This window comes from Paenibacillus sp. FSL R5-0623, assembly GCF_037974265.1.
GTDB lineage: Bacteria > Bacillota > Bacilli > Paenibacillales > Paenibacillaceae > Paenibacillus.
Genome location: NZ_CP150233.1, coordinates 4,466,537 through 4,482,821 on the forward strand (window position 1 = coordinate 4,466,537; position 16,285 = coordinate 4,482,821).

General features: G+C 46.1%; 13 protein-coding genes. 1 reads left to right on the top strand and 12 read right to left on the bottom strand.

The window, feature by feature from the left end; genetic code table 11:
- Window positions 1–21 precede the first annotated feature (21 nt).
- From MKY92_RS19610 to mntR, 3 genes are all read right to left on the bottom strand, one after another.
- The gene (locus MKY92_RS19610) at window positions 22–1,023 is read right to left on the bottom strand and encodes a patatin-like phospholipase family protein (RefSeq protein WP_339297354.1); all 1,002 of its coding nucleotides are present in this window, start codon (window positions 1,021–1,023) and stop codon (window positions 22–24) included.
- Window positions 1,024–1,114: 91 nt separating this feature from the next.
- Entirely contained in the window at window positions 1,115–2,725 is a 1,611-nt protein-coding gene (locus MKY92_RS19615) for a family 10 glycosylhydrolase (protein WP_339297355.1), read from the bottom strand.
- Window positions 2,726–2,934: 209 nt separating this feature from the next.
- A complete protein-coding gene (gene mntR, locus MKY92_RS19620; RefSeq protein ID WP_036614415.1) occupies window positions 2,935–3,363 on the bottom strand; it encodes a transcriptional regulator MntR in 429 nt (142 codons plus the stop codon).
- Window positions 3,364–3,555: 192 nt separating this feature from the next.
- On the opposite strand from mntR, the gene splB reads away from it, so the two are divergent.
- Window positions 3,556–4,626 carry a spore photoproduct lyase gene (splB, locus tag MKY92_RS19625; RefSeq protein ID WP_076251011.1) on the top strand — a complete coding sequence of 357 codons (1,071 nt, stop codon included), beginning with the start codon at window positions 3,556–3,558 and terminating at the stop codon, window positions 4,624–4,626.
- Window positions 4,627–4,778: 152 nt separating this feature from the next.
- On the opposite strand, the gene MKY92_RS19630 is transcribed toward splB, so the two are convergent.
- From MKY92_RS19630 to nagZ, 9 genes are all read right to left on the bottom strand, one after another.
- Window positions 4,779–5,492 carry a cytochrome c biogenesis protein CcdA gene (locus tag MKY92_RS19630; protein WP_036614418.1) on the bottom strand — a complete coding sequence of 238 codons (714 nt, stop codon included), beginning with the start codon at window positions 5,490–5,492 and terminating at the stop codon, window positions 4,779–4,781.
- A gap of 49 nt (window positions 5,493–5,541) precedes the next feature.
- Window positions 5,542–6,345: a metal ABC transporter permease gene (locus tag MKY92_RS19635; protein ID WP_017687569.1), complete on the bottom strand. Its 804-nt coding sequence runs from the start codon at window positions 6,343–6,345 to the stop codon at window positions 5,542–5,544.
- 52 nt (window positions 6,346–6,397) lie between these two features.
- On the bottom strand, window positions 6,398–7,156 hold the full coding sequence (locus tag MKY92_RS19640) for a metal ABC transporter ATP-binding protein (RefSeq protein WP_091018152.1): 759 nt from the start codon (window positions 7,154–7,156) through the stop codon (window positions 6,398–6,400).
- Between the two features lie 99 nt (window positions 7,157–7,255).
- Entirely contained in the window at window positions 7,256–8,245 is a 990-nt protein-coding gene (locus MKY92_RS19645) for a zinc ABC transporter substrate-binding protein (protein WP_339301849.1), read from the bottom strand.
- A 312-nt stretch (window positions 8,246–8,557) separates the two neighbouring features.
- Window positions 8,558–10,582 carry a methionine--tRNA ligase gene (gene metG / locus MKY92_RS19650; protein WP_339297356.1) on the bottom strand — a complete coding sequence of 675 codons (2,025 nt, stop codon included), beginning with the start codon at window positions 10,580–10,582 and terminating at the stop codon, window positions 8,558–8,560.
- Between the two features lie 454 nt (window positions 10,583–11,036).
- Window positions 11,037–11,288: a membrane protein insertion efficiency factor YidD gene (yidD, locus tag MKY92_RS19655; RefSeq protein ID WP_017687565.1), complete on the bottom strand. Its 252-nt coding sequence runs from the start codon at window positions 11,286–11,288 to the stop codon at window positions 11,037–11,039.
- A 2-nt stretch (window positions 11,289–11,290) separates the two neighbouring features.
- Window positions 11,291–11,755 (bottom strand): Fur family transcriptional regulator, encoded by a 465-nt coding sequence (locus tag MKY92_RS19660; protein ID WP_339297357.1) that lies wholly within the window; start codon window positions 11,753–11,755, stop codon window positions 11,291–11,293.
- 338 nt (window positions 11,756–12,093) lie between these two features.
- A complete protein-coding gene (locus tag MKY92_RS19665; RefSeq protein ID WP_339297358.1) occupies window positions 12,094–14,346 on the bottom strand; it encodes a stalk domain-containing protein in 2,253 nt (750 codons plus the stop codon).
- Between the two features lie 274 nt (window positions 14,347–14,620).
- Window positions 14,621–16,258: a beta-N-acetylhexosaminidase gene (gene nagZ / locus MKY92_RS19670; RefSeq protein WP_339297359.1), complete on the bottom strand. Its 1,638-nt coding sequence runs from the start codon at window positions 16,256–16,258 to the stop codon at window positions 14,621–14,623.
- Window positions 16,259–16,285: the final 27 nt, after the last annotated feature.

Consider the following 16,285-nt stretch of genomic DNA (forward strand, 5'->3'; position numbering starts at 1 on the left):
GGAGAATTGCTTTTTTCACGTTTATACAGGGATCAGAGGCGGAGCTTCTGCCTGTTTCTTGCGCAATTCTTTTCTTTGTTTGTCCAGCTGTTCATCATACATTTTCATATTCCATCCGTTGAAAAAGTCGTTCCCTGCGGTTGCACCTGATCGATATAAGGCTGTGCTGTCCTGTAAAGATAAATGAAATTGCGTTGGTTTAATCCCAAGCGTTGGTATCTTCACTGTACGAAACCGGTTAATCTGTTCGATATAGCGTTCATCATGTGCTGTGAGCATCGTCTCCACAAGGGCCTGAAGCATGCTTAGCGGTCCTTTAATCCGGGCTGGTTCCACTTCCGTCTTCCCCACCATTTTGAATCCGACAACCGGAATAATGTCTCCCCCTCGTTCCGAACGCTCACCATCGAAGAGCCACAATGGAAAATTGCTAAGCAATCCACCATCCACGACATATACGAACTGATCTTGAAAAGGTAAACCTTTGGAGAATACCGGCGATTTGCGTATGACTACCGGATCGAAAAAATACGGAATACTGCAACTCATACGTACCGCTTTTGCAACATCCAGCTTGGCAGGATCAATGCCAAACCGCCGAATATCGTCCGGCAGCACCAGAATGGTCCCATTGGATATATCGGACGCCGTAATAAGCAACTTACCTTGCGGCAAGTCAGCGAATGTGCGAATTCCTTTCTGCTCCAGCATCTTGCGAATCCATGATTCCAGCGCCTCCCCCGAATACAAACCTTTCTTCAAGAACAGCCTTGCTGCCGGTCCGATCCATCGGGTATTAAATATGGGGGAACGACGAAGCAATGAAACAAAGGGGGTATTCTCAATAATGACTTTCATCTCTTCAGCCCGGTAACCTGCCGCTAGCAGAGCAGCTACAATGGAGCCGGATGATGTGCCTGCCACCCGATTGAACTGAATGCCACAGTCTTGAGCACCCTGCACAGCACCTGCAAGCGAGATCCCTTTGACGCCTCCACCTTCAAACACCGCGTTAATTAACATAACAAAAAACCCCCGTTCTCCAGGCAGCCACGTTTCTACTGCCACTCTATGAGAACAAGGGTTTGTCTTATCACTGTATTGTTAAAATGTTTTATAGACCATAGTAGGCTTTTAATTTGGCAATCAAGCCGAGAGGGTTCTTCGTCAAGTACTGTGAACTAAAGAAAATATCTCCTTTGACCGAACCATACTTCTTGTTGTAGTTCAGCTGATCGATGATCTCCTGTGATGTCTGCCAGCCAATCTCTGGCGTACCTAACTTATAAGGTGAGTGGCCGATATACAATTTTACATTTGTGTTAGCGACTTCATTCGCCCACCAGTCCACGACTTTGTCGTAACGGGCTACGTTCAGTGTCATACTCCAATACACCTGCGGAGCGACATAGTCGATCCACTCCTGGTTAATCCATGTCCGCACATCTGCATTCATGCTGTCATACGCGGTTACTCCTGCTTTGGTATCAGAGCCTGTCAGATCAACGGATTTGTTACGCCATACACCAAATGGACTAATTCCATATTCAACGTTAGCTTTCACGCTGTGAATACTCTGTCCGAGCTGCTTAACGAACTGATTGATATTGTCCCGACGCCATTCAGCACGGTCTTTGGTATTCAATGTGTTATAGGTTTTGAAAGCTGCATCATCATTAAAAGTCACATTGGACGGATAGAAATAATCATCCAGATGTACGCCATCAATATCATACTGATTGACCACTTCCATGATCGTATCGATAATATGCTGTCTGGCTTCCGGGATACCCGGGTTAATGTACAATTTGCCGGATGCATTCACAATCCAGTCGGGATGAAGCTTCGAGATGTGGTTTGCAGCCAAGTTCGATGTACTCGCTGAGTTCGTTGCTCTAAACGGATTAAACCAAGCATGGAACTCCAGGCCTCGTTTGTGTGCTTCCTCGACCATAAACGCGAGGGGATCATAACCTGGATCTTTACCTTGTGTTCCTGTCAATACGCTGTTCCAAGGTACCAGACCTGAAGGATAGATGGCATCCCCGTTGGCTCTCACTTGAACGAATACGGCATTAATGCCCATTCCTTGCAACGTATCGAGCTGTTTCGTGTACTCCTGCTTTTGCTTCTCTACATTTCCCTTCGCCCCGGATGAAGGCCAGTCTCCATTCACAGTGGAGATCCATGCTCCCCGCATCTCTTCAGAAGCTGGTACAGTGCCCGTACCTCCAGGCTCTGCTGGAATTGCCGGAGTTGGTTCAGGAGTTGGGACTGATTCGTCTCCTGTGTACAGATCAATGGTCTGGGCTGCCTGATTCCAGTTCACTCGAATGCCCAGATTCTCACTGACGAATCGAATGGGTACCATGACCCGACCTTGTTTCAATTCAACCGATGCATCCAGACCAACTACAGCGTTATCCACGCTCGCCTGCTGGCGCCCGCTCGTCATAGAGATGACCGAATCGGATTTCTGAATGGTCACGGTACGAGTAGCTTGAGACCATAGAACAGACGCACCCAGTCCTTCGCTAATAACACGCAGAGGCACCATCGTTACATTTACTTTGGGCAAGATGTAGGGTGATACATCCGATTCCAAACGGTTGCCGTCTAGAAAAATAGCGATTTCCTTCTGCCCGGCTGCTTGTGCCGTCATGCCTGCTGTCTGAAATCCAAGGACAAAAATGAGCAACAGCATCAATCCTTTACGAACGTTCATTAGTGCAGTCCTCCAAAATCATTATAAATTTGCGGTAAATTCTACTAGTTTAATAGACGCTCCTACCGTTCGTTTAGTTGCGAAAATCACCAAATTATGGTGTGATTGCACAAAAAAAAATGCTTCCTGCCATTGAAACGGCAAGAAGCATCCTTTGATCACGGGATACGATTCATTGTATATCACCATGTGTATTCCACTGCTGAAACTTAAGACTCCGTATTACTCATGACATCCTGAAGATTTTTGAGGTCACGCAACCGGCTCTCATCCTGACGGAAGTATTCAACCAAGGACTCAATGCATGTAATGGAGTCCCAGCTCAGATGATGTTCAATGCCTTCAACATCATTGTAGATATTTTGTTCCTGAACACCAATCGTTGTCAAAAATTGTTCAAGCAGATGATGGCGCTCCATCAAACGTTTGCCCATCTTTTTGCCTTTTGGAGTAAGCACCAGTCCGCGGTACTTTTCATAGATCAGGTACTCGTCTTTGTCCAGCTTTTGGATCATCTTCGTCACCGATGAAGGATGTACTTCCAGTCCTTCAGCTATATCAGACACACGAGCATAGCCCTTTTCATCAATTAATTTGTATATACGCTCCAAATAATCTTCCATACTGGGCGTTGGCATCTGCTTCCCTCTTTTCTCTCTGACCGGCCCCTATTCGTGCCTGGTCCCTATCTTATAATGATACATGTTATCAATACGCATTGGCAAGTCCTGCACAGTTCGGAGCGCGTTGTTACACAAGTAATTGGCAGGCGTGACTTCTCCCCAAACGAGGCAAACTAAGCAAAGTTCCGCATCGAAAGGAGTGATTTCGTGAGTACAAGTGTAGCCTCACCGCCAGTTCGTAAAGCAAAAGGTACTAAACCCTTTATTCCCGATTTGGTGTATTTTGAACCCGGTGCGTTGGAATATGATAAAGGCAAACGGATTATGGAGTGGGTGACATCCAAAAACATACCTTATCAGATGACCACATCCCATAACCGAATCACAAACTTGCCGGGTGAAACAGAACAAGAAAAATATCGGATGGCAAAGCGAACTCTGGTCGTTGGTGTGCGCAAGACACTCAAGTTTGACCAGTCGAAACCTTCAGCGGAATATGCCATTCCCATCTCTACAGGCTGTATGGGGCACTGCCATTATTGTTATCTTCAAACTACACTTGGTGCGAAACCTTATGTCCGTGTCTATGTTAATACCGAGGAGATCATTCAGGCAGCCAAAGGATACATCGAAGAACGCGCGCCTGAAATCACACGATTTGAAGCTGCCTGTACATCCGATCCCGTAGGACTGGAGCATATCACGGAGAATTTAAGTGACTTGATCCGTTTTATGGCTGAAGAAGAATATGGGCGCTTGCGATTTGTAACCAAATATCATCATGTTGATCCGTTGCTGAACCTTAAACATAACGGCCATACCCGTATCCGGTTTAGTGTCAATTCGGATTATGTCATCAAAAACTTTGAACCGGCTACCTCCAGATTTGAGGAACGTATTGAAGCTGCTGGCAAAATTGCACACGCCGGTTATCCCTTGGGATTCATTATCGCTCCTATCATGTGGTATGAAGGCTGGGAAGAAGGATACTCGGAGCTGTTGCAGAAGCTGGCAGATACGCTTCCAGAGGAAGCAACCAAGGATCTTACCTTTGAGATGATCCAGCACCGTTTTACCAAAACGGCCAAAGCAACCATTGAGAAACGTTATCCCAAAACCAAGCTGGAGATGGATATCGAGAAACGCAAGATGAAATGGGGCCGTTGGGGTCAGTACAAGTATGTGTATAAGGATGACCAGCAGGATGCGCTACGCGAATTCATTACGGAACGGATCTTTGAACATTTTCCACTAGCCAATATTGATTACTTTACCTAAACGAAAAACAGGACTGCTTATAATGATATGCTGGTATATGCATTTCTAACAAACGATTAAAAAGCAGGTTACATGACCCAGAGTGTCTCTGGTAACATGTAGCCTGCTATGCCATACATAATAATTAATAATACTTGAATTCAGTCATCCGTTTAAATAATCATCCAGTCTGGTGTAATCTGCTGCAACCAGATGGTAATCTTCGTCATCTGATCTGTAAAAAGTAATACCCCAAGGAACAACATTAATGCTCCTCCGACTTTCATCATGACATTGGAATACCGTAAGATCCAGCGTGTCGAACCGATGAAAAACGCCAAAATGAAAAACGGGATTGCAAACCCTGCCGTATAACCTGTAATCAACGCCAGCCAGGTCGTGGGCTCACTTGCAGCCATAGCAATGATTGCTGTTAGAATAGGGCCAATACACGGCGACCAGCCTGCTGAGAAACCGATGCCAAATATAAAAGAGCCCAGATAGCCTGCTGGTTTCCATTTCATATCCAACTTTCGTTCCTTCATCAGAAACTGCGGCTTGAACACCCCAAGCAAAAACAACCCCATAAGCATAATCAGAATCGCAGACAATTGACGAATCAATTCACGGTTATCATTGAAAAATTGGCCAAACAGTCCAGCACCAAGGCCAAGCGAATAAAATACTGCCGAGAAGCCTAAAATAAACGCCAGCGTATGCGTCATGGTCTTAAAGCGGACTTCACGCTGATTGCGGTCATCCTTCAATTGCTGCACCGTCATACCTGTAATGTAGGAGAGGTATGATGGATACAGCGGAAGACAACATGGTGATATAAATGAGACCAAGCCTGCTACAAAAGCCATCCATACATTAACATCAGGCATGAAGCGGATGTCTCCCTTCCCCGGGCTCACGTGCTTGCTCGTTCAGTCGTCAGGCTCGGAACCCTTTTTTTCCAATCATCGTCAGAATCAGCATCATGATCAGCAATAATACAATCGTTGCTCCAGGTGCGAGGTTCCAGATACCTGCTACAACCAGTCCAAGGACTACGGCAATTTCGCCGATAACCACGGACAAAATAATGGCGGATTTGAAACTTCGAGCCATCAACAGGCTGACCGCTACCGGAATGGTTAATAGCGCTGACACCAGGAGCGCACCAACAATCTTGATCGCCGTGCTTATGACAAGTGCTGTCATCACCGTGATTAACATGTTCAGAATTCTCACAGGCAACCCTGTAACCGCTGCCGCATCTTCCTCAAAGCTGAGCAGGAAAAATTCCTTATGTAACAATGCCACTACAATCACCACAATCAGCGTAACCACACCTACAAGCTTCAGATCCGTAGCATCTAATGTATATATACTGCCGAACAAATAACTCATGACATCTGCATTATATCCTTTGCCCAGCGTAAAGAACAAGGAAGCAAGAGCCACGCCACCGGACATGATAATGGCAATCGATAATTCGGCGTAACTCTTGTACGCTTTGCGCAATTTCTCTATCGCAAATGAAGCAAGCACGGCAAATATCAAGCCCACTGCAATGGGATACACTTCAATCAGGAATCCAAGTGCAACACCGGCAATGGTCACATGAGACAAGGTGTCTCCGATCATGGATAACCGCCGCAAGACCAGGAACAGTCCGATTAACGGAGCGGTAATGCCAATTAACAACCCACCCGCCAGGGCACGCTGAAAAAAATCACTCATTAATATTTCCAAAACAAACACGACTCCTTCGGCCTTACTCTAATCTAATGGGCCATAAATACGGCTAGCGTACCTGTGCAGTGGTATGTTGCAGATTGGTCTCAGCACAATCCTGTACCTCATGCGAATGACGGACATGAAAATTAATTTTGCCATTCGTTACCGCAGCTTCAGAACCCAGATAACTCTCCATTCGATCCATATCATGAGACACCATCAGAAAAGTCATGCGGTGATGTTCATGCATATGGGTAATCAGTTCAAAGAAACTGGCCTGTGATTCAGCATCAATACCTACAGTAGGTTCATCCAGAATCAACAGATCCGGGTGATTGATAAGTGCTCGTGCCAAAAATACACGCTGCTGCTGTCCGCCGGACAATTGACCAATACGTTTGTTCGCCAGATCCTCAATCCGCATGACCTGCATCGCATCCGTGCACTGTTGCTGACATTTGCGAGACATACGACGGAACATGTTTTTGTTATTATACAAGCCTGACATGACCACTTCACGAACGGTCGCAGGGAACAACGGGTTAAATGCATTCTTTTGAGGCACATACCCGATTCGGTCCCAGTCCTTGAACCTGCGGATCGACTGTCCGAATAGTTTGATATCTCCCTGCGCAGGAGGAAGAAGTCCTACCAGCATGCGCAGCAATGTCGTTTTACCCGCCCCATTGGAACCGATAATCCCAACAAAGTCCCGCTCTTGGGCCATAAAATCGAGATTCTCAATCACTCGCTGGTCCCCGTAGGAAAATGATAGTTTCTCGATCTCTATAATTGGATCATGACATAATGGCATGATTTGCTGCATGGCAAAGCCGCCCTTCATTATATATAAGAATCCCATAGCGTCCTAAGAGCCTTCACCGTGAACGGTAAAGACTCTTCGATCTGAATTCTTCATTCTATCTTATTTTAATGCGATCAGCAGATTTTGCAAATTTTTCTCCATGAGGGTGAAATAATCATCCCCGTTTGTTGCCTGCTCCTTGGTCAATCCCTCAACCGGATTAAGGACCATGGTCTCCACTCCTGCTTCACTTGCCAGTGTTTTCGCCAATTTGTCAGATACCAGCTCTTCGAAGAAAATATACTTAATGCCTTCATCTTTAACCAATTGCGCAAGCTTCACAATATCCTGTCCTGTCGGTTCAGCATCCGGGGAAAGTCCCATAATGGCATGCTGGGTTAATCCATAATCACGTGCAAGGTAGCCAAACGCTTGGTGCGAGACTACAATTTCGTTGTTCGGTACGGTAGCCAACTCATCTGTGAAACGCTGATCCAGTGTCTCTAGCTTGGTACGAAGCTCTTCATAACGTTGTTCGTAACCTGCTTTGTGATCAGGATCTGCCTCGACCAGACTATTTTTGATGTTTTCAGCCATGATCATGGCCGATTTCGGACTAACCCACGTATGTGGATCAATATGATGATCAGCGACATCTTCACTGGTATCCTCATCTGTATGTTCATCCGTATGTTCGTCTTCATGCTCTTCGCCGTGACCGTGCCCATCATCACCCTCAGCGGTTAACAGCTTAACCCCTTCACTGACGGCAACAGACTTCACCTGTGTATCGCTATTCAACGACTTCAGGAAATTCGGCACCCATCCTTCCAGTCCAGCTCCATTATAGAAAAACAGCTGTGCCTTGGACGTATTAACGATATCCTGACTCTTCGGAGTCCAGTCATGTGGCTCTACTCCCGTTGGCAGCAGGTTAATGACATTGGCATCCTCACCACCGATTGCAGTCGTAAAAGCATATACAGGATAAAATGTCGTCACAACGTTTACCTTGCCTTCCACAATCTTCGCACTATTGGAACTATCCTGCCCACACGCTGACAATACCAGCAAAGTGAGAATAAGCAAACCCGTCCACAGTAACTTCATGTTGCCTCTTTTGCTCGTCTTCCCTGTCCGGTTATCCTGAACTTGATGTTGCTCTTTATAAAATGTCATTATGATTCACTCCGCATCTCTTAATCGTAAACATTACTGAAAGAATTATAGGTAACCTGAACCTACTTGTCAAGCTATCCCGTCCTATTCATTCTTTCCTGAAGTATGGAGTTCATAACAGTATATGCTTGTTCTCTTCCCTTAAGATGCGATTTATATCAACAAAAAAAGGAGCCCGAATTACATCGGGCCACCTTGTGTCATTTTTATGACAGACTTTGAATCAATTTCATAACTCAATTCTTATTTCACTTGTGCCCCATTAGGCATGTTGTCCGGCACTGTAGCCAATGTTAGTTGGTCGCCATGGGATGCTGCAAGGATCATACCCTGAGACAGTTCACCACGAAGTTTCACCGGTTTGAGGTTGGTCACACAGATGACTTTGCGTCCAACCATCTCTTCTGGCGAATAGAACTTCGCAATTCCAGATACGACCTGGCGCTGCTCATAACCCAGATCGAGCTGCAATTTCAGCAACTTATCCGCTTTTTTGACCGGTTCGCAGGCAATGACTTGAGCCACACGCAGTTCAACTTTGGCAAAATCGTCAATACCGATCTCTTCCGTACCTTCAGGTGCAGTTACCGGTTCAACAGCTGCTGAAGTTCCAGCATCTGCTTGACTTGCTTCTGGCTCAGCTGCTTTTTGGCCACCAGTCATTGCTTCGGAGATATAAGCAATTTCCTGTTCGGAATCCAAACGTGGGAAGATTGGATCACCTTTTTGCAAGGCGTTTCCAGTTGGAACCAGACCCCATTGCTTGGCTGTATCCCAAGCCGTAAGTTCACCTTCCTGAATGCCGAGCTGTGCCCAGATTTTATGAGGAGCACGTGTCAGGAACGGTTGCAACAGAATGGAAGCAATTCGCAAGCTTTCGATCAGGTGAGCCATAACGGAGGCCAATTCATCGCGTTTTGCTTCATCCCGAGCCAGCGCCCATGGCTGCGTCTCATCAATATATTTGTTAGTGCGGCTGACAAACTGGCTGATCGCTGTCAGTGCTACGGAAAACTGCAGGTTTTCCATGGCCTGTTCCACTTTTTCCACTGTAGCATGGCCTGCTTCTTCCAGCGAAGCATCAAATTCCGTTACATTCGAAGCAAACGCAGGGGCTTTACCTTCAAAATATTTGTCTACCATGGCAACGGTACGGTTCAACAGGTTACCCAGATCGTTCGCGAGGTCGGAGTTAACACGCTCTACGAAGCTCTCTGGTGTAAACGTACCATCGGAACCAAACGGCACTTCACGCAGCAGGTAATAACGCAGTGCATCGAGACCGTAACGATCAATCAGAGTTACTGGATCAACGACATTGCCTTTGGATTTGGACATCTTGCCATCCTTCATCAACAACCAGCCGTGCGCAAACACTTTCTTCGGCAAAGGCAAGTCCAGCGCCATCAACATAATTGGCCAGTAGATCGTATGGAAACGAACAATTTCTTTCCCTACCAGATGAACATCCGCAGGCCAGAACTTGTTATACAGGGATGTATCGGATGAACCGTAGCCCAGTGCTGTAATATAGTTGGACAACGCATCAATCCACACGTAGACCACGTGTTTTGGATCGCCTTTAACTTTGACGCCCCATTCAAATGTAGTCCGCGATACGGCCAAATCTTCAAGACCTGGCTTGATGAAATTGTTGATCATCTCGTTTTTACGGGATTCCGGCTGAATAAAGCCCGGGTTCTCTTCATAATATTTCAACAAACGATCTGCATATTTGCTCATACGGAAGAAGTAGGATTCTTCTTTGACCAATTCAACCGGGTGTCCACTATCCGGGCTCTTGGCCGAGATAATCTCACCCTTCTCATTCTTCTCTACATCCACCAGTTGAGTCTCCGTGTAATACGTCTCATCCGGAATACTGTACCAGCCTTCGTACTCACCTTTGTAGATATCTCCCTGTTTCAGCAAACGGTCAAAGATATCCTGAACGACAGTTTTGTGACGCTCTTCGGTTGTACGAATAAAGTCGTCATTGGAAATGTCCAACTTGTTCCACAGTTCCTTGATCCCCACAACGATATCGTCGATAAAAGCTTGCGGTGTCTGCCCTTTCTCTTGTGCCTTGCGCTCAATCTTCTGGCCATGTTCATCGGTTCCTGTTAGATAGTGAGCATCATACCCGCGTAGACGCTTGTAACGAACCATCGCATCTCCCGCCACTGTTGTATACGCATGCCCAATATGCAATTTGTCACTCGGATAATAAATCGGGGTTGTCAGATAAAATGTTTTTTGGTCAGCCATGAATGACTTCTCCTCCTTCTAATGTTCCTGCTTCATGTGATCTCTTCGTCCAAAACAACTAAAAAAGAACACAAAAAACTCCCGCCCCTATGGGACGAGAGTTGCTCTCACGTGTTACCACCCAAATTCCCCATGTTTTTCACAAAACACAGGCTCTGTCGGTCCTTCGACCGCCCATTAACGCTGGATCACGCCTCAGCCTTACGACAGCAGCTCTGAAATCACTGTCTGCACGCTCGAAAGAGGTTCCTCCGGGACCATATTCCATCCTCCTCCCAGACCGGTTCTCAGCTCATCCGGCTCTCTGCACTGGGGGTGTGTCTGTACTTATCCCTTCACTGGAAATCATATAGGAAAAATATACTGAAATGCGGACCCCTTTGTCAAGTGGACAGCATACTCAAGTTCAATCCTGGCCTGCTTCCAGGCCACCCGAATACTTCAGGCTACATCGTTACTCCGATACCATCATGGATTTCTCCGCCTTTGGTGGCACCAGATCCACTCCACCTGGATGAAACGGGTGACATTTGGCAATACGTTTCGCTGTTAACAACGAGCCCTTGAGCGCACCGTGCACTTCAATCGCCTCCATGGCGTAAGCCGAACAGCTCGGATAGAACCGACATGTTGGCGGTGTTAATGGAGAGATATAATTGCGGTACACCCGAATGGGTGCCTGAGCAATTCTGCGCGATAACTTCATGGTCAGTGCTTCCCATGAGCGTGTTGATGTCCCGATGCCGTTTTGGCCGGAGCATGCTCAGCACAGTCCTTGCAATATCCAAATACCTCAAACTTGTGGTCCACAACCTGAAATTGCTCAGGCGCATCCGCAAGCTGCATCGGGCAAAAAATAATAGGATATGTCTTCTGACACTTCAGACAGATCATATGATGGTGATGATGATCTTCACTACAGTGCGCTTTGAATTTAACGCCATCTTCGAAGATGACCTGTTCCAGTACACCCAGTTCCTGCATCACCCGCAAATTACGATATACTGTGTCAAAACTCAGTCCGCTGTAAGTCTTACCCATATATTCATAGACGTCCTTGGGTGTAAGATACCCCGGAGACTCGGCAAATAACCGGGCCAGTGTTTTCCGCTGATCGGTAATGCGAAGCCCCTGTGAGGACATGGTCGAAATAATCTGTTCTGTCGACAGCATGATCTAAAGCACCTCCTGTCATACGAGCATTTTGCATCATTCATAGAGCGACAGTTTATTCGGCAAAAGCGAAAACTTTTGCTTTCTTGTATACCTCTAATAATGCATCAAATTACGATTAGAGTCAACGAAGACACCGGGTTAGGTCATTCCAACATCACATAAAAAGGACTCCATGCACATGCATTGCCATTAGTCTAGCTTGAGCTAATGACATTACATTTTGATGGAGTCCCTTCCTGACGGTTCAGATGATCAATCGTTCGGGCGACTTTTGGGGTGAACGGGTATATATGATATAAGCTTTCACTCCAAACCGTCCGTGCATGTTCATGATATTACTTTTCAGCCGGAAGCGGCGTGAACAGCAGGTTAACAGGCAAGTTACTTCCTGGTGCCGCCGAGAAGAGAATAGTTACACTCTCGCCGTACGAACCTGTGCGATACATTACGCTTTGCTCATTAGGTGCAGTTACAGATCTACCTGTGGAAATCTGAACGACCTGTCCGTTCACGAGTGCCACACCTGAGTATCTGCCTCCACGAGGGTTGAATGAAATCAACGTGCGCGGAGCAACATTATTCAATGTAATTTTGTACAATACACCGAAGTTACCTGCGTTGGAAGCTTCTGTGAAAGCCATAGGGTCCGTTCCCACAAGGTTTGGATCACTTGCATTGTCTCCAAGTGGAAGACGTTCAGGCTTCGATCCTATTTCCTGATCATACGTAATGATCCGTGTTGCATTCGGGTACGTTCCGCGGTTGTGAACACCATCACGATCCAGAACCGGCAGGCTCGATAACACTTCCATCGGGTCCTTGTTTTCTTCAATCATGATAATGTTGTAATCCAGTTCATAATCACTGAATACATCGGAATACAAGGAAATGACTTGTCCCTGCTTCATCGGAAGAACGCTCAGATCATTAAGAATCAGCTTGCTTTCTCCTGGCTGGATGTACACTTTCTTTTGTCCGGTACCATTCTGCATGGACTGGAACCAACGGTCAATCGACAGCTTTCCTGCTACCGTTGCAAAAGGAGACGGTCCTGCAAAACCCATGTTTTGCTGGTCAATGGATGCCGTGTATGCATTGTTGTTTGTCGCTACAACATACATTTTCACGTTTTTGCCCGTGTTGTTCACATGGTGAATCATGAAGCGTGTCTGTCCGAAGGAAGATTCCTTGTACACAATGCCTTCCGTATTCACGGTTTCCGGGCTGTTACTGCGGATCAGCAGACTTGGTTCATCATAATACGTGAAAGGAACTTTCTCCAATGCCGGTACTCCACCACCATCAAAAGTGAACTTCTCACCGACTGGTGTGAACAATTGATTGAAGTCAGTCACACTATAAAGTGTTTCTCCCGTAATATTAATCATCTTGGTATAGCTATCGCTAGCACCATGTTTATCGGTAACTGTAATCGTTACGGTCTTCGGTCCTGGAACAAAGAATGCAAGTGCATTGTTATCCCATTCTGTTTTTACAATTGCGTTCTCATCATCTGTACTTTGATCAATATAAGTGATTTTCTCACCCATTTTGTATTCTTCTTTATCTGTCGTAAACATCGCGACAGGTGGCAGATTGGGTCTTTCAACCTTAATCGTAACTGAATACGGATCACTCCATTGACCACTTGAATCCTGGACCGCATAGGTTACTGTGTATACACCTGGTTGGTCGAATGAATCCTGACGGCCTGTCCAACGTTCATCTACAATGCTGAGTCCCTTGGGAGAGCTGGATCTAGTTGTGTAGGTAACCTGGTCTCCGGCAAAAACCTCTTTTTGTACCGTGAAGCTCGCCACCGGTTTGGTACTCAGATTCAATACAACCGTTTTGGCAGATTGATTTACTTTATACGTAATGTCCAGAGCCTGTGTAATTGAAGTCAACGGCACCATGAACGTATTTTTTTGTTGATAAGCCGCGCCCTTCATCGTTCTGGACACACCATTAACGGTATAGATTTTGCTGTTTGTTTTGAAACGCAGCTCATCTTCACCACTAATAATGATCGTTTCTTTGGTTGTGTTATCATATTTGACATCATAGCCAACCCGATCAACGAGAGCACGGATCGCTACATAGGATACACCATTTTTAACAGCCATTGGCTGTCCAGCAAGATATGTTTTGCCATCTTGCATCATTTTATTACTGTTCATATAAAGAGTGAGGTCTCCACCCCCGCCTCCAGCAACAGATGAACCGCCTGTAGATGGTTGCTCCACTTCTACTGGTGCAGGTGCTGGTGTTTCCTCAGCTGTACCTTCTTCGTCCGTAGGTTCAATTACCGGCTCAACAGGAGTCGCGTCTGTTCCTGTAGGAACATCTGTCTCAGGGTTCACTTCTTCGGTTGTTTCATTATTTGATGTTGTCGTGTTTGTTCCGGATTTCACTTCGGATTCCGCGATGGTTTGTTCTTTTTTCACAACCTCCACGGATTTAACTTTGGCTGTATTCACTGATGTAGTATCGCTCTGATCTGCTGATTGTGCATTGGCAGGAATCACTGCAAACGCCTGAAACACAGCAAAAGCGGTAAGTATGGACAATTTCTTTTTCAAATTCATTCTTTGTCTTTGGCTCCTTCTGCTCCCATTTATAAATATCCCCCTCAAAAAGTCATATTATTAGACGCTTGGAACCGGGAAAAGTTGCTAAAAAGTTAAGAGGAGAATTGTAAACTTTTAATAGAAGGAAAATACTATGAAAATAGTTATCTATCAATTATCTTTTTAGTCTTCATATCCCAAAATCAACCAATAGAAAATTTCAACAAAAAAATCTCTCCGGGAGATGGTCAATTAACACCATATCGCAGAGAGATTTAAGGATTGAATAGGTCTAGCGCAAACGGACAGGCAGACTTCCTGTTGGCTGCAGTCCTCCGGTTAACACCTGGGACAGCACCCGAACAACTGCGGGTGTATTCTCATACGTACACACATAACTTCCCGGCCTCGAAATCTCCTGCAGATCATATGGATTGCGCAAAGCAATTACAATCAGGGAATGATTCTTACTAAGCTTTTCAACCAAATACTGTTGCCCTTTCGGAAGTTGACCTGCCGATGTGTACGTACATACGATAACTTGTTCACGATCCGACACATCCTTCCATATGCGATCTACTTCCTCATATGAAGGCTGAGTCGTTATTTTACGCTCACGAACTCTGCCTCGCAGCTGCGATAGCGCCATACCCAACGATTCTGTATGGGACCATGGTTCATCCACCTCTGTCCGTTGCACAACCTCAGGCCAGATGACATATACGTCCTTCTCTGGATTCAAGGGAAACAGCCCATCATTATGAACGATGGTAATACTGCTTGAAGCAATCTCGAATAGTGTTGATTCGTTTAGTTTACTGGAATCGGTGGATTCAGTGCAATTAACAGGTTCAACATCGGTTATCTCGACCGTTTCACTCGCTTTCGGCGAAACCAGATGATCATTCTGCTGCCCGCAGCGCTTTCTTTTCCATGTCATAATGCGTTCCACCGCCTGATGAATAACCTCTTCCGATATTCGCCCCATTCGAACTGCTTCCACAATGGCTTCCAGCGCAGCAACCTGATCTTGCAAGGTATGACTCACCAGAATCAGATCTGCTCCTGCTTCCACAGCACGAATCGCAGCTTCAGCTACCCCATATGGCTTGGATATCGCATGCATTTCAAGACAGTCTGTAATAATAATGCCTTCAAAACCCATTTCCTCACGTAATAGGCCCGTTAACACCTTATGCGACAACGTTGCCGGAATGGGCTCGGGCTCAATCGAAGGGAACATCACATGAGCTGTCATAATAGCATCAACTCTGGCCTCAATCGCCTTGCGGAACGGTAACAACTCCATCTGTTCCAGCCTGTTTCGATCATGAGGTACCGTAACCATACCAAGATGAGAATCTACGGCGGTATCTCCATGTCCCGGAAAATGTTTGGCAGTAGCAGCTATGCCCTGTGATTGATATCCGGTGATGGCTGCTACGCCATGAGTGGCCACACTTTCAGCATGTTCACCATACGAACGCACACCGATAACCGGGTTAAGCGGGTTGTTATTCACGTCGACCACTGGCGCAAGGTTCATATCAATACCGATGCTTTTTAACTCACAACCCAGAATTCGAGCACACTCCAGTGTATATTCCGGATTGCCTGTCGCACCAAGTGCCATATTACCCGGCACTTGGGTCATTCCCTCTTGGTCAATCCGTGCAACCATGCCACCTTCCTGGTCCACCGAAATCATGAGTGGTAGGGCCCCCGCTTCAGCAGCCATATCTTGCAGTTCGGCGGACAGCCGTGTCAATTGATCTACACTTTCGACATTACGCCGGAAATAAATGACGCCGCCGACGTGATAGTCACGGATTAAGCGAGTAATCTGTTCATCTGCGTGCTGACCGTGAAATCCACACATTAACAATTGGCCTACCTTTTGCTCCAATGTCAGATCATTTAAGACCTTCATTTGACCTCTCCTCTCGGTTCCCTTGCC

What these genes read in the sequence shown, in the direction of transcription:
- MKY92_RS19610 (WP_339297354.1), bottom strand. Translation starts at nt 1,023, where the DNA reads ATGTTAATTAACGCGGTGTTTGAAGGTGGAGGCGTCAAAGGGATCTCG.
- MKY92_RS19615 (WP_339297355.1), bottom strand. Translation starts at nt 2,725, where the DNA reads ATGAACGTTCGTAAAGGATTGATGCTGTTGCTCATTTTTGTCCTTGGA.
- mntR (WP_036614415.1), bottom strand. Translation starts at nt 3,363, where the DNA reads ATGCCAACGCCCAGTATGGAAGATTATTTGGAGCGTATATACAAATTA.
- MKY92_RS19630 (WP_036614418.1), bottom strand. Translation starts at nt 5,492, where the DNA reads ATGCCTGATGTTAATGTATGGATGGCTTTTGTAGCAGGCTTGGTCTCA.
- MKY92_RS19640 (WP_091018152.1), bottom strand. Translation starts at nt 7,156, where the DNA reads ATGCAGCAAATCATGCCATTATGTCATGATCCAATTATAGAGATCGAG.
- MKY92_RS19645 (WP_339301849.1), bottom strand. Translation starts at nt 8,245, where the DNA reads ATGAAGTTACTGTGGACGGGTTTGCTTATTCTCACTTTGCTGGTATTG.
- metG (WP_339297356.1), bottom strand. Translation starts at nt 10,582, where the DNA reads ATGGCTGACCAAAAAACATTTTATCTGACAACCCCGATTTATTATCCG.
- yidD (WP_017687565.1), bottom strand. Translation starts at nt 11,288, where the DNA reads ATGAAGTTATCGCGCAGAATTGCTCAGGCACCCATTCGGGTGTACCGC.
- MKY92_RS19660 (WP_339297357.1), bottom strand. Translation starts at nt 11,755, where the DNA reads ATGCTGTCGACAGAACAGATTATTTCGACCATGTCCTCACAGGGGCTT.
- MKY92_RS19665 (WP_339297358.1), bottom strand. Translation starts at nt 14,346, where the DNA reads ATGAATTTGAAAAAGAAATTGTCCATACTTACCGCTTTTGCTGTGTTT.
- nagZ (WP_339297359.1), bottom strand. Translation starts at nt 16,258, where the DNA reads ATGAAGGTCTTAAATGATCTGACATTGGAGCAAAAGGTAGGCCAATTG.